18 protein-coding genes are annotated in these 20,500 nt (G+C 63.0%); 12 read left to right on the top strand and 6 right to left on the bottom strand.

What is annotated here, in order from left to right; translation table 11 throughout:
- The gene (gene tyrS, locus EN845_RS01955; RefSeq protein ID WP_127869572.1) at positions 1–1,254 is read right to left on the bottom strand and encodes a tyrosine--tRNA ligase; all 1,254 of its coding nucleotides are present in this window, start codon (positions 1,252–1,254) and stop codon (positions 1–3) included.
- Positions 1,255–1,540: 286 nt separating this feature from the next.
- On the opposite strand from tyrS, the gene EN845_RS01950 reads away from it, so the two are divergent.
- Together EN845_RS01950 and EN845_RS01945 are read left to right on the top strand one after the other, a co-directional pair.
- Entirely contained in the window at positions 1,541–3,184 is a 1,644-nt protein-coding gene (locus EN845_RS01950; RefSeq protein WP_127869571.1) for a glycosyltransferase family 39 protein, read from the top strand.
- A 25-nt stretch (positions 3,185–3,209) separates the two neighbouring features.
- Positions 3,210–4,031: a phosphatase PAP2 family protein gene (locus tag EN845_RS01945; protein WP_127869570.1), complete on the top strand. Its 822-nt coding sequence runs from the start codon at positions 3,210–3,212 to the stop codon at positions 4,029–4,031.
- Positions 4,032–4,128: 97 nt separating this feature from the next.
- Here the strand turns inward: EN845_RS01945 and EN845_RS01940 are convergent, their stop codons facing one another.
- Positions 4,129–4,803 carry an alpha/beta hydrolase gene (locus tag EN845_RS01940; RefSeq protein WP_127869569.1) on the bottom strand — a complete coding sequence of 225 codons (675 nt, stop codon included), beginning with the start codon at positions 4,801–4,803 and terminating at the stop codon, positions 4,129–4,131.
- A 255-nt stretch (positions 4,804–5,058) separates the two neighbouring features.
- On the opposite strand from EN845_RS01940, the gene EN845_RS01935 reads away from it, so the two are divergent.
- From EN845_RS01935 to sufA, 7 genes are all read left to right on the top strand, one after another.
- Positions 5,059–6,219, top strand: a complete 1,161-nt coding sequence (locus tag EN845_RS01935) for a cysteine desulfurase family protein (RefSeq protein ID WP_127869568.1) — start codon at positions 5,059–5,061, stop codon at positions 6,217–6,219.
- A 210-nt stretch (positions 6,220–6,429) separates the two neighbouring features.
- A complete protein-coding gene (sufB, locus tag EN845_RS01930) occupies positions 6,430–7,947 on the top strand; it encodes a Fe-S cluster assembly protein SufB (protein WP_127279010.1) in 1,518 nt (505 codons plus the stop codon).
- A gap of 30 nt (positions 7,948–7,977) precedes the next feature.
- On the top strand, positions 7,978–8,733 hold the full coding sequence (gene sufC, locus EN845_RS01925) for a Fe-S cluster assembly ATPase SufC (RefSeq protein ID WP_127279011.1): 756 nt from the start codon (positions 7,978–7,980) through the stop codon (positions 8,731–8,733).
- 39 nt (positions 8,734–8,772) lie between these two features.
- Positions 8,773–10,041, top strand: coding sequence for a Fe-S cluster assembly protein SufD (gene sufD, locus EN845_RS01920; protein WP_127869567.1), 1,269 nt, complete (start codon positions 8,773–8,775; stop codon positions 10,039–10,041).
- 42 nt (positions 10,042–10,083) lie between these two features.
- Positions 10,084–11,325, top strand: coding sequence for a cysteine desulfurase (locus tag EN845_RS01915; RefSeq protein ID WP_127869566.1), 1,242 nt, complete (start codon positions 10,084–10,086; stop codon positions 11,323–11,325).
- A gap of 5 nt (positions 11,326–11,330) precedes the next feature.
- Positions 11,331–11,717 (top strand): SUF system Fe-S cluster assembly protein, encoded by a 387-nt coding sequence (locus EN845_RS01910; RefSeq protein WP_127278937.1) that lies wholly within the window; start codon positions 11,331–11,333, stop codon positions 11,715–11,717.
- A 101-nt stretch (positions 11,718–11,818) separates the two neighbouring features.
- Entirely contained in the window at positions 11,819–12,199 is a 381-nt protein-coding gene (gene sufA / locus EN845_RS01905) for a Fe-S cluster assembly scaffold SufA (RefSeq protein ID WP_013895897.1), read from the top strand.
- A gap of 120 nt (positions 12,200–12,319) precedes the next feature.
- Here the strand turns inward: sufA and EN845_RS01900 are convergent, their stop codons facing one another.
- Positions 12,320–12,817: a GFA family protein gene (locus EN845_RS01900; protein ID WP_127869565.1), complete on the bottom strand. Its 498-nt coding sequence runs from the start codon at positions 12,815–12,817 to the stop codon at positions 12,320–12,322.
- 91 nt (positions 12,818–12,908) lie between these two features.
- Here EN845_RS01900 and EN845_RS01895 point away from each other — a divergent pair, with 91 nt between their 5' ends.
- A complete protein-coding gene (locus EN845_RS01895; RefSeq protein WP_127869564.1) occupies positions 12,909–13,232 on the top strand; it encodes a TfoX/Sxy family protein in 324 nt (107 codons plus the stop codon).
- Between the two features lie 217 nt (positions 13,233–13,449).
- Here EN845_RS01895 and EN845_RS01890 read toward each other — a convergent pair whose 3' ends face one another.
- Positions 13,450–14,367, bottom strand: a complete 918-nt coding sequence (locus tag EN845_RS01890; protein WP_127869563.1) for a pseudouridine-5'-phosphate glycosidase — start codon at positions 14,365–14,367, stop codon at positions 13,450–13,452.
- A 78-nt stretch (positions 14,368–14,445) separates the two neighbouring features.
- Entirely contained in the window at positions 14,446–15,390 is a 945-nt protein-coding gene (locus tag EN845_RS01885; RefSeq protein ID WP_127869562.1) for a carbohydrate kinase family protein, read from the bottom strand.
- Positions 15,391–15,671: 281 nt separating this feature from the next.
- Between EN845_RS01885 and recA the strand changes: the two genes are divergently transcribed.
- Both recA and alaS read left to right on the top strand, forming a co-directional pair.
- Positions 15,672–16,772 (top strand): recombinase RecA, encoded by a 1,101-nt coding sequence (recA, locus tag EN845_RS01880; RefSeq protein WP_013895892.1) that lies wholly within the window; start codon positions 15,672–15,674, stop codon positions 16,770–16,772.
- 271 nt (positions 16,773–17,043) lie between these two features.
- Positions 17,044–19,710 carry an alanine--tRNA ligase gene (alaS, locus tag EN845_RS01875; protein ID WP_127869560.1) on the top strand — a complete coding sequence of 889 codons (2,667 nt, stop codon included), beginning with the start codon at positions 17,044–17,046 and terminating at the stop codon, positions 19,708–19,710.
- Positions 19,711–19,824: 114 nt separating this feature from the next.
- Here the strand turns inward: alaS and EN845_RS01870 are convergent, their stop codons facing one another.
- Complete coding sequence (locus EN845_RS01870; protein ID WP_127279227.1) at positions 19,825–20,451, bottom strand: glutathione S-transferase family protein; 627 nt, start codon at positions 20,449–20,451, stop codon at positions 19,825–19,827.
- Between the last annotated feature and the right edge of the window lie 49 nt (positions 20,452–20,500).

Below are 20,500 nucleotides of genomic sequence, written 5' to 3'. Positions count from 1 at the left end.
TCAGGCCGGCCGCACCAGGATGTGCTTTTTCCTGCCCAATGAAAGCTTCACGACATTTTCCGGACTCAAATCCTGAAGCGTGACCAGTCGACGGTCGTCGCTTACCGGCTGGTCGTTCAGCCGCACGGCGCCACCCTGGACGTGCCGCCTTGCCTCGCCATTGGACGATGCCAGCCCCGCGCTGACCAATAGCGACAGGATGCCGACGCCGGATTCGAGCGCGGCCCTGTCCGTCTCGACCGTGGGCAACGTGTCGGCGAGAGCGCCTTCCTCGAAGGTCTTGCGCGCCGTCTCGCTGGCCTGTTCGGCGGCCGCGCGGCCGTGCAGATGGGCGGTGATCTCCGTTGCGAGGATCTTCTTCGCCTCGTTGATCTCGGAGCCACCCAGCCGCTCGAGCCGTGCGATCTCGTCCAGCGGCAGCGTGGTGTAGAGTTTCAGGAAACGGCCAACGTCGGCATCCTCGGTGTTGCGCCAGTATTGCCAGAATTCGTAGGGACTCAACATCTCCGGATCGAGCCAGACCGCGCCCGAGGCCGACTTGCCCATCTTGGCGCCGGACGAGGTGGTGAGCAGCGGCGTGGTCAGTGCGTAGAGTTGCGCATCCTCCATGCGGCGACCGAGATCGATGCCGTTGATGATGTTGCCCCATTGGTCGGAGCCGCCCATCTGCAGACGGCAGCCAAGGCGCTTGTAGAGTTCGACGAAATCATAGGCCTGCAGGATCATGTAGTTGAATTCAAGGAACGACAGCGATTGCTCGCGGTCGAGCCGCAACTTGACGGAATCGAAAGCGAGCATCCGGTTGACCGAAAAATGCCGACCGACATCACGCAGGAAATTGACGTAGTTGATCTCCATCAGCCAGTCGGCATTGTTGACCATCACCGCATCGCTGGAACCGCTGCCGAACTTCAGGTATGGCATGAAGTTGCGGCGGATACCGGCCAGGTTGTCGTCGATGTCCTGGGGCGTCAAAAGTTTGCGCGCCTCGTCCTTGAAGGACGGGTCGCCGATCATCGAGGTGCCGCCACCCATCAGCGCGATCGGCCGGTGTCCGGTCTGCTGCAGCCAGTGCAGCATCATGATCTGGATCAGCGAGCCGGCATGCAGGCTCTTGGCCGTGGCGTCGAAGCCGATATAGGCCGTCACGGTTTCCTTGGCGAAGATAGCGTCGAGGCCGGCATCATCCGAGGTCTGGTGGATGAAGCCGCGCTCGCTCATCGTGCGCAGGAAATCGGATTTGAAGGCAGGCATGTTTTCTTTCCCGAAAGCGTACGCCCGGTCCGTCGCGGGCATATGTGAACGCGCGCGTTTAGCACTCAAGTGGCATCAGCAAAAGTGGAATCCGGTTTTGCGCCGGATCGCGCGCCAACCAAGAGTTCGCGATCAGCAAAGGCGGAACCTGGTCTTGCTGCCCGCGGATGGCAATTGCGAATCCTTGCCTCATTCATGCCGCTGGCGTAATGAGGCGCCGCGCAAGGGCAGCGCCCGCACGCCGCGACGGGGTCGTCCCGCAGATCAGATCCGGAAAGCTCCCGCGATGAACAGAAACTACCTCTTCCTCTTTCTGTTCAGCTTGCTAATGAGTTTCAGCGGCTTGGCGAGCCTTCCGCCGATCGACCGCGACGAATCCCGTTTTGTCCAGGCGACCAAGCAGATGGTCGAAACTGGCGATTATATCGACATTCGCTTCCAGGATGTCTCACGCTACAAGAAGCCGATCGGCATCTACTGGCTACAATCGGCAGCTGTCGCATTGAGCGGCGAGGGCGCGGCCGCGCCGATCTGGGTGTACCGCCTTGTCTCGATGCTCGGAATCGCGCTCGCTGTTCTGGGCATCGCCTGGACGGGCACAAAAATGTTCGGCGCCAATGCCGGCCTTGCCGCCGGCCTGATGATGGCGGCGATTTTCGCGACCGCCTTCGAGGGACGCGACGCCAAAACCGACGCCATGCTTCTGGCCTGCTGCGTGGCCGCGCAGGGCGCGCTGGCGCAGGTCTATCTGGCGGCGCGCCGCAACGAGCCGGTGGCGGGCCATCTGCCGTGGATATTCTGGTTCGCGCAAGGCGTGGGGATCCTCATCAAGGGGCCCGTGGCTCCGCTCCTGTCGCTGCTGACGGCGGCGGCCCTAATTGCTTTCGAACGCGACTGGCGCTGGCTTTTGAAGCTGAAATTCGTGCGCGGCGTGGCGCTGGTATTGCTCATCGTGCTGCCCTGGGTCGCTTTTATCGGCTGGAAGAGCGGCGGCGCCTTTTTCCAGGAAGCCGTTGGCAAGGATATGCTGAACAAGGTCGCTTCGGGCGAGGAATCGCACGGCCTGCCACCGGGTTTCTACATGTTGACCTATTCGCTGTTCATGTGGCCGTTCGGCCTGATCGCGGTCGGCGCCGGGCTGCAGGCCCTCAATCGGGTGCGTGACGATTTCAGGCTGCGCTTTTGCCTGGCATGGTACATTCCGTTCTGGCTCGTGTTCGAACTCATCCCGACCAAGCTGCCGCACTACGTCCTGCCGGCCTATCCCGGCATGGCGCTGCTGATTGGCTGGCTGCTGACATTGCAGCCGCAGGACGCCAATGCGCCGCTCAGACCCTGGCAGCAGTGGCTGTGGTGGTCGACCGCATTCGGTCTGGTGGTGGTCAGCCTTGGCCTGGCGGCGGTCTGTATCGGGGCACCGATCTACCTTACGCACAGCTTCTCGTGGTGGAGCATCCCGGCGGCAGCGTCAGCGCTTTGCGCCGGCTACCTCGCCTTCTCACGGCAGTTGCAGGTGCCGCTGCCCCGCATCGGCGCAACCGCCGCCTGTGCGGGCATCACCTATGCCTTGCTGTTCGGTGTCATCGCCCCGTCCCTGAAGCCGATCTGGCTGAGCCCGGCGATCAAGGAAGCCGTGCGCGCCAACAAACCTTGCGACACGACCGTGCTGGCCTCGGCGCGCTATCAGGAGCCTAGCCTGGTATTCCTGGTCGGCACGAAGACGGTGCTGACCGATGTCGGTGGCGTGGCGGAGCATCTGCTCGCCGATCCTGCTTGCTCCTTGGGCCTGGTGCCGATCGGTGACGAACAGAAATTGAATGGCATGCTGTCCGTGCAAGGCAAGTCGGCCAACCGCGTCGCCGAAGTCGACGGCCTCAACTACTCATCGGGAGACAAACTGTCGCTCGGTCTTTATCGTGTGAGCCAATGACTTCGATGATGGCGTCGTGTTCCCAATGCTCGTGAAATCGCGCCCACCCGTTTCCAGCTCGCTCCTCGGGATAGGACGCCGATCCCTCGGCAATTTTCGCGACACCCTGCAACTCGCAAGACGGCGCCTTGCCGTTCGCCCCGCTCGCTATCCCAACATCTCATGGTGGCCGTGGGGCCTGGTCTGGGTCTTTCTGACGGCAGCAGCCTTTGTTCGTCTCGATACGCCGGCGGGGGTGGCGCATGGTCAATGGTCGCCCGATGTGGCCAGGCTTGCCGAGTTCTTCACGCAGTTCGGGCTGGGCGGCTGGTATCTTATTCCGTCCGCGCTTCTGCTTGTCGCGGCCAACCTGACGGATTGGCGAAGCCTTTCGCGGCGCGCGCTGATGCTGGTCTACAGTTGGACTTGTCTGGCTTTCCTGGTGCTGAGCGCGGTTGGCCTGTCCGGCATCACCGTCAATGTCATGAAATATGCCATTGGCAGGGCCCGCCCGCTCTACTTCCAGGATTTTGGCGTCCTTGCGCTGCACCCTTTTGCCTTCGATGCGCGCTTTGCCGGCTTTCCCTCCGGCCATGCCACGACGATGGGCGCCGTGTTCGGTATCCTGCTGCTTCTGTTTCCGCGGCGTTGGTACATCGCTTTGGTGGTCACGGCCTGCATCGCCTCGACCAGGGTCTTCGTCGGCGCGCACTATCCGAGCGACACCGTTGCCGGCTTCGGCCTCGGCTGCGCCTTCGCGCTGGCGTGCGGACTGGTCTTTGCCAGGCTCGGCTTCATCTTCCGGCCGGCACCTTCAGGATTGCCGGTCCGCAAGGCATCGTTCCGACTTATTGCCCCGGAAAAATAGGCCGATGCCGGATAATCCGCGCCGCGGCAGCCTTGCGTCGAGGAGGCGGGCATTGCCCGCCCGCCCTTAGCCCGGCGAATACGGATCGCCCAATGTCTTATCTCAGCCGCTTCGGTCGCGGATCGGACAATTCACCGGCCAGCCGGCGATCGAGATAGTCGGCGCATTCCTCGATCAGCATATCGGCGTCGTTGGCGAAGAAATGGTTGGCGCCGGGCAGGGTCTTCTGCGTGATGGTGATGCCCTTTTGCGTGTGCAGCTTGTCGACCAGGCCTTGCACGTCCTTCGGCGGCGCCACCTTGTCGGCATCGCCATGGATGATCAGGCCCGAGGACGGGCAGGGCGCCAGGAACGAGAAATCATAGGTGTTGGGCTGCGGCGCGATCGAGATGAAGCCTTCGATCTCGGGCCGGCGCATCAGGAGCTGCATGCCGATCCAGGATCCGAAGGAGTAGCCGGCCACCCAGCAGCTCTTGGAATCCGGATGCAGCGACTGCACCCAGTCCAACGCCGCCGCTGCGTCCGACAACTCGCCGGTGCCATGGTCGAATTCGCCCTGGCTGCGGCCGATGCCGCGGAAATTGAAGCGCAGCGTGGTGAAGTCACGCTTCTGGAACATGTAGAAGAGGTCATAGACGATCTTGTTGTTCATCGTGCCGCCGAACTGCGGATGCGGATGCAACACGATGGCAATCGGCGCGCTCTTTTCCTTCGAGGGCTGGTAGCGTCCCTCCAGACGGCCGGCAGGACCGGTGAAAATGACCTCAGGCATGAAATACTCCACGTGACATATACAAGTGCGCGGCGCCCGGAACACTCTTCCTCTGGCTCCGCTTCCACAGACCTTGACGCAGGGCGAGCGTCTTCCTAGAAGCTAGTTTAGAATTGTTCAAAACTGGGTGGCCGAAACGCAATCGCCCGATCGCCTCGCCGCAAGCCGCGTAAATAGGACGGCTTGCCTTGGAATTTCAAGGAAATAACGCCATACGTCGGCGGAATGGCTTCTGACGGGAAGAACTGGACGAAAATGGCCGCGATACGCGCCTATCTCGACTATAATGCCAGTGCGCCGCTGCTTTCCGCGGCGCGCGAGGCCATGGTCGCGGCGTTTGATGCGGCCAATCCCTCGTCGGTCCATGCCGAAGGGCGCGCCGCGCGCAGGCTGATCGACAATGCCAGGCGCGACGTGGCGGCGCTGGTCAACGGCAAGGCCGAACATGTCGTCTTCACTTCGGGCGCGACCGAGGCCGCATCGACGCTTCTGACGCCGGACTGGCAGATGGGGCGCGGCGCCATTCGCATGAGCCGGCTCTACGTGTGCGAGGCCGACCATCCGTGCCTGCTGAATGGCGGAGGCTTCCCGGCAGACCTGGTGACGCGGATCGGTGTCGGCGCCGATGGCATCGTCAATCTCGACGCCTTGATGGCGGCGTTGGCCGGTCACGACAAGGCCGATGGCTTGCCCTTGGTCGCGATCCACGCCGCCAACAACGAAACTGGCGTCATCCAGCCGACCGATCGCATCGCGGAGATCGTCAGGGCGGCGGGCGGCATTCTTGTCGTCGACGCGGTCCAGGCCGCGGGCCGCGTTTCCATCGATATGTCGGCTGGATATGCCGACTATGTTATTCTGTCCTCGCACAAGCTCGGCGGCCCCAAGGGCGCTGGCGCCTTCGTTGCCGCTGCCGACCTGATGATGCCGAGGCCGCTGATCAATGGTGGCGGCCAGGAAAAGAGCCACCGTGGCGGCACCGAAAACCTGCCTGGCATCGTCGGTTTTGGCGCCGCTGCGCGGGAAACCCTGGCCGGGCTGAACACCATCGGTGCCGTGCGTCAGCGTCGCGACGAGGTTGAAACCATCATCAAGACCCTGGTGCCGGACGTCGAAATCTTCGGAGCCGGCGCACCAAGGCTTGCCAACACGACATTCTTCACTATTCCCGGGGTCAAAGCCGAAACCGCCCAGATCGCCTTCGATCTGGCGGGCGTGGCGCTTTCCGCCGGCTCCGCCTGCTCGTCGGGCAAGGTCGGACCGAGCCATGTGCTCAAGGCCATGGGGCACGGTGACAGCCTTGGCGCCCTGCGCGTATCGGTCGGTGCAGAGACCGGCGCCGAGGACATCGAACTGTTCCGCGCCGCGCTGGCAGGCATCGCCGCGCGGAGGGCGGGCAGAGAGAAGGCCGCGTAGCGGTTGGAGCATCGGAATCCGATGCTTGAGAAAAACGGATTTGGGCTTCGGCCTGGTAGAGCCGTGCGTTTCATATTGGCCGGGTGAATTTCCGGTCGAGGCGCACTATATGGAACTTACGCTGCCGCGGACGCTGCTCGGGCGTTCATTTGGTGGTGCCATAGTTTGAAAACTGTCGGGCCTTGACCCCGGCGTGGATGGAGAACGCATATGCCTGCTGTGCAGGACACGATCGATCGGGTCCGAAAGATCGACGTCGACCAATACAAATACGGATTCCAGACCGAGATCGCCGTCGACAAGGCTCCCAAGGGCCTGAGCGAAGACATCATCCGTTTCATTTCGGCCAAGAAGGACGAGCCGTCCTGGATGCTGGAATGGCGCCTCGAAGCCTATCGCCGCTGGCTGACGCTGGAAGAGCCGACCTGGGCGCGCGTCGACTATCCCAAGATCGATTTCCAGGACATCTACTATTACGCGGCGCCCAAGAGCACGCCCGGGCCGACTTCGCTCAGCGACGTCGATCCCGAGATATTGAAGGTTTACGAGAAACTCGGCATTCCGTTGAAGGAGCAGGAAATCCTCGCCGGCGTGCAGAAGACCGACGCCTCGGACCTCGAGGAAGTCAGCGACAACGTCTACAAATCAGGCCGCGTCGCCGTCGACGCCGTGTTCGATTCCGTCTCCGTCGTCACCACCTTCAAGAAGGAACTGGCGCAGGCCGGCGTCATCTTCTGCTCGATCTCGGAAGCGATCCGCGAACATCCGGAGCTGGTGCAGAAATATCTCGGTTCGGTCGTGCCGACCTCCGACAATTTCTACGCCACGCTGAATTCGGCCGTCTTCACCGACGGTTCGTTCGTCTTCGTGCCCAAGGGCGTGCGCTGCCCAATGGAGCTGTCGACCTATTTCCGCATGAACGAGAAGAACACCGGCCAGTTCGAGCGCACGCTGATCATCGCCGAGGAGGGGGCTTACGTTTCCTATCTCGAGGGCTGCACGGCGCCGCAGCGCGACGAGAACCAGCTTCACGCCGCAGTGGTCGAACTGGTCGCGCTCGACGATGCCGAGATCAAATATTCGACGGTGCAGAACTGGTACCCCGGCGATGCCGAAGGCAAGGGCGGCATCTACAACTTCGTCACCAAGCGCGGCGACTGCCGTGGCGACCGTTCGAAGATTTCGTGGACGCAGGTCGAGACGGGCTCGGCGATCACCTGGAAATACCCGAGCTGCATCCTGCGCGGTGACGATTCCTCGGGCGAGTTCTATTCGATCGCCGTCTCGAACGGCTACCAGCAGGTCGATAGCGGTACCAAGATGATCCATCTCGGCAAGAACACGTCGAGCCGCATCATCTCCAAGGGCATCGCCGCCGGCTTCTCGCAGAACACCTATCGCGGCCAGGTCTCGGCGCACCGCAAGGCGACCAACGCCCGCAACTTCACCAACTGCGACTCGCTGCTGATCGGCGACCAGTGCGGCGCGCACACCGTGCCCTACATGGAAGCCAAGAACTCGACCGCGCAGTTCGAGCACGAAGCGACGACCTCGAAGATCTCCGAGGACCAGAAGTTCTACGTCATGCAACGCGGCATCCCAGAGGAAGAGGCGATCGCACTGATCGTCAACGGCTTCGTCAAGGACGTCATCCAGCAGCTGCCGATGGAATTCGCGGTCGAAGCGCAGAAGCTGATCGGCATCTCGCTGGAAGGCTCGGTGGGCTGACCGGCCCAGACAAATATTCAGGAAACGAAAATGCTTGAGATCAAGAACCTGCATGCCCGCATCGTCGATGACGGCACCGAAATCATCCGTGGCTTGAACCTGACGGTGAAAGCCGGCGAGGTTGCCGCCATCATGGGGCCGAACGGCTCGGGCAAATCGACCCTGTCCTATATCCTCGCCGGCCGCGAGGACTATGAGGTGACCGAGGGCGACATCCTCTACAACGGCCAGTCGATCCTCGAAATGGATCCGGCCGAGCGCGCCACGTCAGGCATCTTCCTCGCCTTCCAGTATCCGATGGAGATACCGGGCGTCGCCACCATGGAATTCCTGAAAGTAGCGATGAACGAGCAGCGCAAGGCGCGTGGCGAGGAACCGCTGAAAATCCCGGAATTCCTGAAGCGCGTGAAGGAAGCCGCCGCATCGCTCAGCATGGACATGGCGATGCTGAAGCGGCCGCTCAACGTCGGTTTCTCCGGCGGCGAGAAGAAGCGCGCCGAAATCCTGCAGATGAAGCTCCTGGAGCCGAAACTCTGCGTGCTCGACGAGACCGATTCCGGCCTCGACATCGACGCGCTGAAGATTGTCTCGGATGGCGTCAACGCGCTGCGTTCGCCGGACCGGGCTTTCCTGGTCATCACCCATTACCAGCGCCTGCTCGAACACATCGTGCCGGACAGCGTGCACGTGCTCTACAGGGGCCAGGTCATCAAGTCGGGCGACAAGTCGCTGGCGCTCGACCTCGAGGCCAATGGCTATGCCGGTGTGATCGGCGAAGCCGCTTGAGATGCCAAGTCATTTTGTTCCAAAAGACAGGCGAGACTGATGAACATGCACACACAACCGCAGCGGACACCGGCCGAGACAGCGTTGATCGACGCCTTCGGCGACCGGCTGTCGCTGCTGCCGGGCGACGGCGCGGTGATGCTGAAGCGCGACGACGCCATCGAAGCGATCAAGCACGGTCTGCCGACGCGTCGCATCGAGTCCTGGCACTACACCGATCTGCGCCGGCTTTTGAATGCGGTGCCGGACTTCGATCCGGCCGCCGCAGCGAAAGCCATCGCGCCAATCGTCGACGGTTCGACGGTTCTCGCTCTGTTGAACGGCGTGTCGAGCGCCAAGGCGCCGGACGTCGAGGGTGTCAGCGTCCAGCGTCTGTCCGAAAAGCTGACCGACGGCAGCATCGCGCCGGGGCTCGACCCCTATGGCAGTGACGATGCCATTGGTGCGCTGAACACCGCTTTCGTCGCCGACGGCTTTTTCGTCGACATCGCCGATGGCGCCGAACTGGAAAGGCCGGTCGAGCTGCAGAACCTGCAGGCAGGTGGCCAGACCCATGTGCGCTTGCCGGTGCGTGTCGGCGCCGGCGCCAAGGCGGTCATCGTCGAGCGTCAGGCCGGCGAGGGCGCTGCGCTGACGAGCTCGGTCAGCCAGCTCGTGCTCGGCGAGGGCGCCGAGGTGACCTGGTTGATCGTCCAGGAGCAGCCGGAGACGGCGACACACCTGGCGCAGTTCAAGGCCCATATCGGCAAGAATGCGAAACTGACGCTGTTCGTCATGAACGCCGGCGGCAGGCTGGTGCGCCAGGAGATCATGATCAAGACGACGGGCGAAGGCGCCGACTTCAAGCTGCGCGGCATCAATCTTCTGGCCGGCGACACCCACACCGATGTCACCATGGTGCTCGACCATGCCGTGCCGCATACGACATCGACGGAGGTCATCCGCAATGTGGTGACGGGCAAGGCACGGGGGGTGTTCCAGGGCCGCATCAACGTTCACCAATATGCGCAGAAGACCAACGCCAAGATGGCCTGCAACACGCTGCTTTTGTCGGACGATGGCGAGTTCTCGACCAAGCCGGAGCTTGAAATCTTCGCCGACGACGTCATCTGCGGCCATGGCGCGACTGTCACGGAGATCGACCACGACCATTTGTTCTACCTGATGGCGCGCGGCGTCGACGAAAAGAGCGCGCGGGGGTTGCTCGTCAAAGCCTTCGTGGCGGAAGTGATCGAGGAGCTGGACGACGAAGCGATCGTCGAGGCGCTGGAAGCGCGGCTGGATGAGTGGTTTGTGACGCACGGGTAATTGGATGAGGGGTGCGTGACAGAATGAGGCAATGACGTTGTGATGGACCAGAAGATCGAAACCACCCCCTACGACGTCGAGGCGATCCGCCATGATTTCCCGATCCTGTCGCGTGAAGTCTATGGCAAGCCGCTGGTCTATCTCGACAACGGCGCCTCGGCACAGAAGCCGCAGGTCGTGCTCGATGCGATCCAGCACGCTTATTCCCAGGAATACGCCAACGTTCATCGCGGCCTGCATTTCCTCTCCAATGCCGCCACCGACGCTTATGAGAAGGCGCGGGAAACGGTGCGCCGTTTCCTCAACGCGCCAAGCACCGACAACATCGTCTTTACCTCGAACACGACCTCGGCGATCAACACCGTTGCTTATGGTTATGGCATGCCCAATATCGGCGAGGGCGACGAGATCGTGCTGTCGATCATGGAGCATCATTCCAACATCGTTCCCTGGCATTTCATCCGCGAACGGCAGGGCGCCAAGCTGGTCTGGGTGCCGGTCGACGACCTCGGCGTCTTCCACATCGAGGAATTCGAAAAGCGCCTGACCGACAGGACGAAGCTGGTCGCCATCACGCAGATGTCGAATGCGCTTGGCACGGTGACGCCGATCAAGGAGATTGTCCGGATCGCGCATGCGCGCGGCATTCCCGTACTCGTCGACGGCAGCCAGAGCGCCGTGCACATGGCCGTGGACGTTCAGGATCTCGATTGCGATTTCTTCGTCTTCACCGGCCACAAGGTCTACGGCCCCTCGGGCATCGGCGTGCTCTACGGCAAGAAGGATAGTCTCGCCGGCATGCGGCCCTTCATGGGCGGCGGCGAGATGATCGAGGAGGTCACGGAAGACATCGTCACCTACAACGATCCGCCGCACCGCTTCGAGGCGGGCACGCCGCCGATCGTGCAGGCGATCGGGCTGGGTGCGGCGCTCGACTACATGGACTCTGTCGGCCGCGAGCGCATCGCGGCGCACGAAGAAGACCTCAAGATCTATGCCCACGAACGGCTGCGCGCCATCAATTCGCTGCGCATCTTCGGTGATGCGCCTGGCAAGGGCGCCATCATCTCCTTCGAGCTGCAAGGTATTCATGCCCATGACGTCTCGATGGTGATAGACAGGCAAGGCGTGGCTGTCCGCGCAGGCACCCATTGCGCGCAACCGCTGTTGAAACGCTTTGGCGTAACCTCCACATGCAGGGCATCGTTCGGCATGTATAATACCAGGGCCGAAGTCGACGCTTTGGCCGAGGCGCTTGAAAAAGCGCGCAAGTTTTTCGGGTGACGACGATGGATGATGTGAGCACCACCGCAGAGACCGTATCGGCCGGCAACAGCGTCGTTTCCGCCTCGGCCATCCCCGCGGACGAACTGGCGCGACTGACCGACGACATCGTCTCTGCGCTGAAGACGGTCTACGACCCGGAAATCCCGGCCGACATCTACGAACTCGGCCTCGTCTACAAGATCGACATCGAGGACGACCGCTCGGTCAAGATCGACATGACGCTGACCGCGCCGGGCTGCCCGGTGGCCGGCGAAATGCCCGGCTGGGTGGAGAACGCGGTGGGCGCCATCGAAGGCGTGTCCGGGGTCGAGGTCAACATGACTTTCGATCCGCCCTGGACGCCCGACCGCATGTCGGAAGAGGCGCAGGTCGCGGTGGGCTGGTACTAGCGCTGAGCCTGGTACACTTGCGCCAGTGGTAAAACTTCACCATTTTAGGTGAGGAATCATTCGGCAGGCCTTGAACCTGCATGGAATGGAGAAGGAAAAACATGGGACGCTTTGCCGTCATTACGATGACCGAAAAGGCCGCCGACCGGGTGCGCGAGATCGTCGCGACTCGCGAGAACGCGCATGGCATTCGACTCGGGATCAAGAAGGGCGGCTGCGCCGGCATGGAATACACGGTCGATCTGGTGACCGAGCCCAACACCAAGGACGACCACATCGAGCGCGACGGCGCCCATGTCTATGTCGCGCCCGAAGCAGCCCTGTTCCTGTTCGGCACCGAAATGGATTTCGAGCAGACAACGCTGCGCACCGGCTTCACCTTCCACAATCCGAACCAGAGTTCGGCCTGCGGTTGCGGTGAATCCGTCGAACTGAAGCCGGCCGATCTCAAGGCGCTGGCCGAGGCACGCGCCTCGGCCTGACCTCCCTTCGCCCCGCTACGGGAGAAGGTGGCTCGAAGGGCCGGATGAGGGGCAGCGGTGCCCTCTCGTTAGTTTGTGCGGCCTCATTTGCCTGCCGGCACCTTCACCCCGTGAAGAAAGCTAATCCACCCACATGCCTGTCCGCTTGTGCCAGTCGGCGATCGATTCTTCGGGATAGACGTCGAAGACTTTGTCCTTCGGCCCAACATCAGGCTCGACCCAGTTCGCCTTGTACTTCAGCATCAGATGCACCTTCTCGGGCGGAACGGGCAGGTCGCTGTCGATCGCCGAGGCGAAGGGATGCACCAGTTCCGGCCAGGTCGGATCGTAGAGCCAGAGCGCCGACCCGCATTTGCGGCAAAAATTGCGTTCGCCGGTCGAGACCCCGCAACGGGGATGCTCATCGTCCTCGATCTCGGCCCGGTAGACGCCAAGATTTCTCTTGCCCCGGATGTTCAACGTTGCGTAATCGGCGCCGAGATTGATGGCGAAACCGCCGCCGCCCTGCTGCTTGCGGCAGATCGAGCAGTAGCAGAGCATGAACGGTACGGGCGTGTGGCTTTCCACCTCGAAACGCACGGCGTTGCAGCGACAGGATCCTTTGAGCAGAAGCGGCATGACGAAACGACTCCGACGGAATGTTCACAACCTGTCAGCATGATTTCGGCTGCGCGATGACAATGTCAAATGCCGGTGACATGATCGCGGCATGGACAATGAACGCATCGCCGAGCTTTTCGAGGGCCTGGGCCCGGTCAGCATCCGCAAACTCTTCGGCGGCAAGGGCATCTATTTCGACGATGTCATCGTCGCCATCGTGCTGCGCGGCGAATTGCTGCTGAAAGCCGACGAGCAGAGCGTGCCCGATTTCGAGGCCGCCGGCTGCCGGCAATGGACCTATACCGGAACGCGGCACGGCAAGCTGGTCGCCATGCCCTACTGGAGCATTCCCGACAGTGCCTTCGACGATCCCGACGAGATGACGGTGTGGGCGCGGCGCGCCTATGAGGCGGGGCGGCGGGCTGGGAAGTGATTTGACCTGACGCTGGGGCTGCTACGGAGGGGATACATCGAGGCCGCCCCTCATCCGGCCGCTTCGCGGCCACCTTCTCCCCGGGGGGAGAAGGGGTTGGCGCCGGCAGCTCCTCTCCCCTCGGGGAGAGGTCGGATCGCCCCGAATTGCTCTTAGCAATTTGGTCTTGGCAATTCGGTCTTGGCAATCCGGGTGAGTGAGCCTTCGCCGCGCGACCCTAAAGCGCCTTGGCTATCTTCGCCGCCAGCCTTGCATTGTTCTCGACCAGCGCGATGTTGGTCTTCAGGCTGCGGCCGCCCGTGAGTTCGAGGATTTTTCCCAGCAGGAACGGCGTCACCGCCTTGCCGGTGACGTTGAGGGCTTCGGCGGCCTTCTGCGCGGCTTCGATGTAGCCGGCCATTTCTTCAGCGGGGATTTCGTGGTTTTCCGGCACCGGATTGGCGACCAGCAAGCCGCCGCCAAGTCCCAGAGCCATGCGCGTCTGGTAGAAATGCGCGATGTCTTCCGGCCTGTGCAAGGTCAATGGCGCGCGGAACGGCGACTGCCGCGACCAGAAGGCGGGCATCGTCTCGCAGCCATGGCCGACCACGGGCACGCCGCGCGTCTCCAGCACTTCCAGCGTCTTTTCGATGTCCAGAATGGCCTTGGCGCCCGCCGAGACGACGATGACCGGCGTGCGCGCCAGTTCGTCGAGATCGGCGGAAATATCGAAGCTCTTTTCCGCGCCCTTGTGCACGCCGCCAATGCCGCCGGTGGCGAACACCTTTATGCCGACCATGTCAGCAGCAATCATCGTGGCCGCGACCGTGGTGCCCCCGGTGCGGCCCTGCGCGACAGCGAAGCCGAGATCGGCGCGCGACAATTTCATGGCGTCACCCGTCATCGCCAGCGATTCGCGTTCGCCGTCCGAAAGCCCGACCTTGATGCGGCCGTTGACCACGGCGATCGTCGCTGGCACGGCGCCGCCGTCAGCGATGATTTTTTCGACATTGGCCGCCATGGCGCCATTGTCGGGATAGGGCATGCCATGGGTGATGATGGTGCTTTCGAGCGCCACCACAGGACGCCCGGCGGCCAGGGTCTGCGCCACCGGTGCATGGATATCGATGAAAGGGCGGGCGGTCTCTGGCGTCATTTCTGATCTCCAATCCGGAATGCGGCGCATCCATCAGGAAAGCGTAAGCTTCGCTGCGGCGTCATGAATTTGCCGGTCTCATGCCACTTCCCTGGCATCCGGCACAAGGGCCAGCGCTTCCGCGAAGCTCGCCGCGGAGAATTCGGGCACCGCATTGGCGCTCTCGATGGTCAGCGTCGCCGCCGCGACGCCTTCGCGCAGGGCCTGGCGCAGCGGCAGGCCGCGCAGCAGCGCCGCGACCGTCGCACCCGCGAGCGCGTCGCCGGCGCCGGTGACATCGGCGACTTTTCTGGGAGCAGGCGGCAGGATCGAAAAAGCGCCTGTGCTGTCGAAACCCAGCACAGGGCCACCGCCTGCCGTGACCACGCCGCTGGAAAGGCCGCTGCATCGCAACCCGTCGATCATCTCCCGCTCGGCGGCATCTGCATGGACGCCAGCCAGCACCACGGCCTCCCGCCGGTTCATGAAGAGCTGGGCCAGCCCGTCGAGCACCGGTATCAGCCGCGTCACCTTGGCCGGCGAAATCGCGATGGCGAAAACCGGTTTGCCGGCGGCGAGCGACAGCAACCCCTGCAGTGCGGCCGACGGCAGGTTGGCGTCGCACAGGATGGCATCGGCGGCAGCCACCTCCTGGCGGATCTTGGAACGCCTGATCTGCTTGGTAAAGGCCAAGTCATACAGCGCCATATCGGCAAAGCCGACGATCAATTCGCCCTCGCGGTCGATGAGAGCTGTGTAGCTCGGCGTGGTGCGGTCGAGAAACACCGCCGACAGATCGGCGACGCCCGCCTCGGCGATGGCCCGTGAAACCGTATCTCCCGCCGCATCGCCGCCGCGCACCGAAAGCAGCGATGCGGAGAGGCCGCGCCGCACCATGCCGCGCAGGGCGTTGAAGACGCCACCGCCGACATCTTCGCGCATCGTGCCGGGATTGGAGGCGGCCGGCACGTAAGGACCGGATACCTGGCCACGCCGGTCGATATGGGCGCCGCCCACGGCCAGTATCTTCGCTGATTTCACCATGGCGGCGATATGACCTTTGTTGTTGTAGCCGCACAAGCGCTAGAGTGCGCGACAGAGCTTCGCACGCAAGATCGCGATTCGGCCGGGCGGAATGCCGGGGCCGGCTGGCCCAATGCGGAGCCCGTTCCTGACCGGCTTGGCAAGACAAAAAAAGAACAAATCCGGATATCGCTTGTTTTTCAATTGGTTGCCACCCCTTGCCAAATGAGAACAAACAAGGTACAAAATGCCAGGGATTACGGATTGTCCGGCCTTCATTGACGACCAAGGGGTGATGTATCATGGCTCAGAATTCTTTGCGGCTGGTAGAGGATAAGGCAGTGGACAAATCAAAGGCTCTGGATGCGGCGCTGTCGCAAATCGAGCGGGCTTTCGGCAAGGGCTCGATCATGCGGCTCGGCGCCAACGAGCAGGTCGTCGAGATCGAAACGGTGCCGACCGGTTCGCTCGGCCTCGACATCGCGCTCGGCGTCGGTGGCCTGCCGCGCGGCCGCATCATCGAGATCTACGGGCCGGAAAGCTCGGGCAAGACGACGCTGGCCCTGCATACCGTGGCCGAAGCCCAGAAGAAGGGCGGCATCTGCGCCTTCGTCGATGCCGAACACGCGCTCGATCCGGTCTATGCCCGCAAGCTCGGCGTCGATCTTGAAAACCTGCTGATCTCGCAGCCCGACACCGGCGAGCAGGCGCTGGAGATCTGCGACACGCTGGTGCGTTCCGGCGCCATCGATGTGCTGGTGGTCGATTCGGTGGCGGCGCTGACGCCGCGCGCCGAAATCGAGGGCGAGATGGGCGATTCGCTGCCTGGCCTGCAGGCCCGCCTGATGAGCCAGGCGCTGCGCAAGCTCACCGCATCGATCTCGCGCTCCAACACCATGGTCATCTTCATCAACCAGATCCGCATGAAGATCGGCGTCATGTTCGGCTCGCCCGAAACGACGACCGGCGGCAACGCGCTGAAATTCTACGCTTCCGTACGCCTCGACATCCGCCGTATCGGCTCGGTCAAGGATCGCGACGAAGTCGTCGGCAATCAGACCCGCGTCAAGGTGGTCAAGAACAAGCTGGCGCCGCCCTTCAAGGTGGTCGAATTCGACATCATGTATGGCGAGGGCGTCTCCAAGACCGGCGAACTGGTCGATCTCGGCGTCAAGGCCGGCGTGGTCGAGAAGTCGGGCGCCTGGTTCTCCTACAATTCGCAACGTCTCGGCCAGGGCCGCGAGAATGCGAAACTGTTCCTGCGCGACAATCCCGACACCGCCCGCGAGATAGAACTGGCGCTCAGGCAGAATGCCGGACTGATCGCCGAAAAATTCCTCGAGAATGGTGGTTCGGAGGGCAATGGCGATGACGGTTTTGAGGACGAAGCCGGCGCGATGTAGGGCAACGCCAGAGTTTGGCCATAAATCCAGCCTATTATCCGACGCTTAAGTAACAGAGTTCTTTAGTACCGCGTTCAAAACCGCCGGCCTTCGCGCCGGCGGTTTTCGTTTGTGTGCCCGCGCAAGTGGCGGTGCGAAGCTCGAATTGGCCCAATTTCGTGTTTCTGGACAGGGTCAAGAGCTACGGCTAAAAGGCCAACTCCATCTTCTAGAAAACACTGAGCCATCTCCCGCCGGTCCGGCCGGCGGCTCTCTTGAAAAGGCAGTATCCATGAGTGGCGTGAACGAGATCCGTTCGACCTTTCTCGACTATTTCCGCAAGGAAGGCCACGAGGTCGTGGCCTCGAGCCCGCTCGTGCCGCGCAACGATCCGACCTTGATGTTCACCAATGCCGGCATGGTGCAGTTCAAGAACGTCTTCACCGGTTTGGAGAAGCGGCCTTATTCGCGTGCCACCACGGCCCAGAAAAGCGTTCGCGCCGGCGGCAAGCACAATGATCTCGACAATGTCGGCTATACCGCGCGCCACCTGACCTTCTTCGAGATGCTCGGCAATTTTTCCTTCGGCGACTATTTCAAGGAGCGCGCCATCGAGCTTGCCTGGAACCTCATCACGAGGGAGTTCGGGCTGAAGAAGGACAAGCTGCTGGTCACCGTCTATCACACGGACGATGAGGCGGCCGGCTACTGGAAGAAGATCGCCGGCTTCTCCGACGACCGCATCATCCGCATCGCGACCTCGGACAATTTCTGGGCGATGGGCGACACGGGACCCTGCGGCCCCTGCTCGGAAATCTTCATCGACCGTGGCGAGCACATCTGGGGCGGCCCGCCCGGCAGTCCGGAGGAGGACGGCGACCGGTTCCTCGAATTCTGGAACCTGGTGTTCATGCAGTATGAGCAGGTGACGAAAGAGGAGCGCGTCGACCTGCCGCGTCCGTCGATCGACACCGGGATGGGCCTGGAGCGCATGGCATCCATCCTGCAAGGGGTGGAAAGCGTCTTCGAGACCGACCTGTTCCGTCATTTGATCGATGCGGCGTCCTCCGCGCTTGGGCGCGCGCCCGACGCGGAAACGGTTGCGTCCTATCGCGTCATTGCCGATCACCTGCGCTCATCCTCCTTCCTGGTTGCCGACGGTGTGCTGCCGTCGAATGAAGGCCGCGGCTATGTGCTGCGCCGCATCATGCGCCGCGCCATGCGCCATGCGCAGCTGCTCGGCGCCCGCGATCCGTTGATGTGGAAACTGGTGCCGGCCTTGGTGCGCGAGATGGGCCAGGCCTATCCGGAACTGGTCCGCGGCGAAACGATGATTACCGAGACCCTGAAACTCGAGGAGACCCGCTTCCGCAAGACGCTGGTGCGCGGCCTCGGACTGCTGTCCGAGGCGACGGAGAAGCTCGGCGCCGGCGACATGCTGGATGGCGAGACCGCATTCAAGCTCTACGACACCTATGGCTTCCCGCTCGACCTGACGCAGGACGCGCTGCGGCAGCGCAGCATTTCGGTCGATCTTGCCGGGTTCACGAATGCGATGGAGCAGCAAAAGGCGGAGGCGCGCAAGCACTGGGCCGGGTCCGGCGAGGCCGCCACCGAGACGGTTTGGTTCTCCGTGCGTGAAAAGACGGGCGCCACCGAATTCCTCGGCTACGAAACCGAGCAGGCCGAAGGCCTCATTCAGGCGCTGGTCAAGGACGGCAAGACCGTCGACAGCGCCGCCAAGGGCGATGCGGTCGCCGTGGTCGTCAACCAGACGCCGTTCTATGGCGAATCCGGCGGCCAGATGGGCGACACCGGCGTCATCTCGGGTGAGGGGTTCTCGGTCGAGATCTCCGATACGCAGAAAAAGGCCGATGGTCTGTTCGTGCATCTGGGCAAGGTGGCGAGCGGCACGGTCAAGTTGGGGGCCGCGGTCGAACTGAAGGTCGATCATGCGAGGCGCTCCAGGCTGCGCGCCAATCACTCCGCGACACATCTGATCCATGAGGCGCTGCGTGAGGTGCTGGGCAGCCATGTCGCGCAAAAAGGCTCGCTGGTCGCGCCCGAGCGCCTGCGCTTCGACATCTCGCACAACAAGCCGATTTCAGCCGAGGAGCTCGAAGAGGTCGAGCGCATGGCCAACGAGATCGTCGTCCAGAACAGCCCGGTGACCACGCGCCTGATGTCGGTCGACGACGCCATCGCCGAAGGCGCCATGGCGCTGTTCGGCGAGAAGTATGGCGATGAGGTGCGGGTCGTGTCGATGGGCACGGGCGTCCATGGCGCCAAGGCCAACCGGCCCTACTCGGTCGAGCTCTGCGGCGGCACGCATGTCAGGGCGACCGGTGATATCGGCCTGGTGCGCATCGTCTCGGACGGTGCGGTCGCCGCTGGCGTGCGCCGCATCGAGGCGTTGACCGGCGAAGCCGCGCGCAAACATCTCGACGAGCAGGACCGGCGGCTGAAAGCGGCCGCCGCCACCCTGAAGATCTCGCCGGCGGATGTGCCAGCCCGTGTCGAAGCGCTGCTCGAAGAGCGCAAGAAGCTCGATAAGGACCTGACCGAAGCGCGCAAGAAGCTGGCGCTGGGCGGCGGGTCGCCTGCCGATGCCCCGGCCGCCAACGAGATCGTGGCTGGCGTCGGCTTCCTCGGCAAGGCGGTTTCAGGGGTCTCGCCGAAGGACCTGAAGCCGCTGGCCGACGCAGGCAAGACTTCGTTGGGCTCTGGCGTCGTCGTGTTCGTTGGCGCCGGCGAGGACAACAAGGCGAGCGTCGTGGTCGCCGTCACCGATGACCTCGTCAGCCGTTTCAGCGCCGTCGACCTGGTGCGCGTGGCCTCCGCCGCGTTGGGCGGGCAGGGCGGCGGCGGCCGCCCCGACATGGCGCAAGCCGGCGGCCCCGACGCCTCCAAGGCCAACGACGCCATCGCGGCGGTGAAGGCGGCGCTGGAAGCCGCCTAGCGAATTTAGGCAGGCACTAGGCGTGCCAACGAGCTAGTCCGAGGCTGGCAGGACAGCGCCTGCCTCTGTCCTGCCGGACCGAGGGGTGCTGTCCAGCGGTTATCCCGATACTTGTCAACCAACCTTTTCGGTGTGGGCAAAGCTTGGGCGGGCAGCCACGCGCGCATACCACTCCTGGACCAGTGCAAACCGCGCCAGCAAGTCCCGCCCCTCGATGACCTTGACGAAATAGCCAATCATCGGCGCCGCATGCAGGTCGGCCAGCGTCAGCTGGTCGCCAAGCAGCCAAGGCCCTTGTGCCTTCAGCGACGTCAGCACCCCGAGCACCGTTTCGGCCTGGCGCAGCCCGTCGGCGATCAGCGCCTCGTCGGGCGCTTCCTTCTCCAGCCGCTCGACGGCAACATCCCAGACCATCGACCTGTAGCCATAGGCATCGAGCATACCTGTCATCTGGCCCATCCTCGCTCGGCCGCGCGCGTCGGCCGGCTGCAGCGCCGGACCCTCGAACGCTTCATCGACATAGCGCGCGATCGCATTCGTCTCGAAGAGCCGGAACCCGTCATGTTCGAAGGCCGGGATGCGGCCGAACGGGTGATGTTCCAGATACCAGGCGGGAATGCCGTCGGTGGCGAAGACATCGAGCGGCACCAGCTCGTAGTCGATGCCTTTCTCCTCCAGCGCCATCCGCGCGATGCGCACATATACACTGTAGTCCGCGCCGTAGAGGATTGGCTTGGTCATGCTGTCAGCCCTTCGCATGCGCCGGCCCAAAAAGCGAAGGCTCCTTTCG

This window comes from Mesorhizobium sp. M8A.F.Ca.ET.202.01.1.1, from assembly GCF_004791595.1.
In the GTDB taxonomy this organism is placed as follows: Bacteria; Pseudomonadota; Alphaproteobacteria; order Rhizobiales; family Rhizobiaceae; genus Mesorhizobium.
The sequence above is the reverse complement of the archived record's forward strand: the minus strand, read 5'-3'. Positions and strand labels throughout refer to the sequence as shown.

What these genes read in the sequence shown, in the direction of transcription:
- tyrS (WP_127869572.1), bottom strand. Translation starts at nt 1,254, where the DNA reads ATGCCTGCCTTCAAATCCGATTTCCTGCGCACGATGAGCGAGCGCGGC.
- EN845_RS01950 (WP_127869571.1), top strand. Translation starts at nt 1,541, where the DNA reads ATGAACAGAAACTACCTCTTCCTCTTTCTGTTCAGCTTGCTAATGAGT.
- EN845_RS01945 (WP_127869570.1), top strand. Translation starts at nt 3,210, where the DNA reads ATGCTCGTGAAATCGCGCCCACCCGTTTCCAGCTCGCTCCTCGGGATA.
- EN845_RS01940 (WP_127869569.1), bottom strand. Translation starts at nt 4,803, where the DNA reads ATGCCTGAGGTCATTTTCACCGGTCCTGCCGGCCGTCTGGAGGGACGC.
- EN845_RS01935 (WP_127869568.1), top strand. Translation starts at nt 5,059, where the DNA reads ATGGCCGCGATACGCGCCTATCTCGACTATAATGCCAGTGCGCCGCTG.
- sufB (WP_127279010.1), top strand. Translation starts at nt 6,430, where the DNA reads ATGCCTGCTGTGCAGGACACGATCGATCGGGTCCGAAAGATCGACGTC.
- sufC (WP_127279011.1), top strand. Translation starts at nt 7,978, where the DNA reads ATGCTTGAGATCAAGAACCTGCATGCCCGCATCGTCGATGACGGCACC.
- sufD (WP_127869567.1), top strand. Translation starts at nt 8,773, where the DNA reads ATGAACATGCACACACAACCGCAGCGGACACCGGCCGAGACAGCGTTG.
- EN845_RS01915 (WP_127869566.1), top strand. Translation starts at nt 10,084, where the DNA reads ATGGACCAGAAGATCGAAACCACCCCCTACGACGTCGAGGCGATCCGC.
- EN845_RS01910 (WP_127278937.1), top strand. Translation starts at nt 11,331, where the DNA reads ATGGATGATGTGAGCACCACCGCAGAGACCGTATCGGCCGGCAACAGC.
- sufA (WP_013895897.1), top strand. Translation starts at nt 11,819, where the DNA reads ATGGGACGCTTTGCCGTCATTACGATGACCGAAAAGGCCGCCGACCGG.
- EN845_RS01900 (WP_127869565.1), bottom strand. Translation starts at nt 12,817, where the DNA reads ATGCCGCTTCTGCTCAAAGGATCCTGTCGCTGCAACGCCGTGCGTTTC.
- EN845_RS01895 (WP_127869564.1), top strand. Translation starts at nt 12,909, where the DNA reads ATGGACAATGAACGCATCGCCGAGCTTTTCGAGGGCCTGGGCCCGGTC.
- EN845_RS01890 (WP_127869563.1), bottom strand. Translation starts at nt 14,367, where the DNA reads ATGACGCCAGAGACCGCCCGCCCTTTCATCGATATCCATGCACCGGTG.
- EN845_RS01885 (WP_127869562.1), bottom strand. Translation starts at nt 15,390, where the DNA reads ATGGTGAAATCAGCGAAGATACTGGCCGTGGGCGGCGCCCATATCGAC.
- recA (WP_013895892.1), top strand. Translation starts at nt 15,672, where the DNA reads ATGGCTCAGAATTCTTTGCGGCTGGTAGAGGATAAGGCAGTGGACAAA.
- alaS (WP_127869560.1), top strand. Translation starts at nt 17,044, where the DNA reads ATGAGTGGCGTGAACGAGATCCGTTCGACCTTTCTCGACTATTTCCGC.
- EN845_RS01870 (WP_127279227.1), bottom strand. Translation starts at nt 20,451, where the DNA reads ATGACCAAGCCAATCCTCTACGGCGCGGACTACAGTGTATATGTGCGC.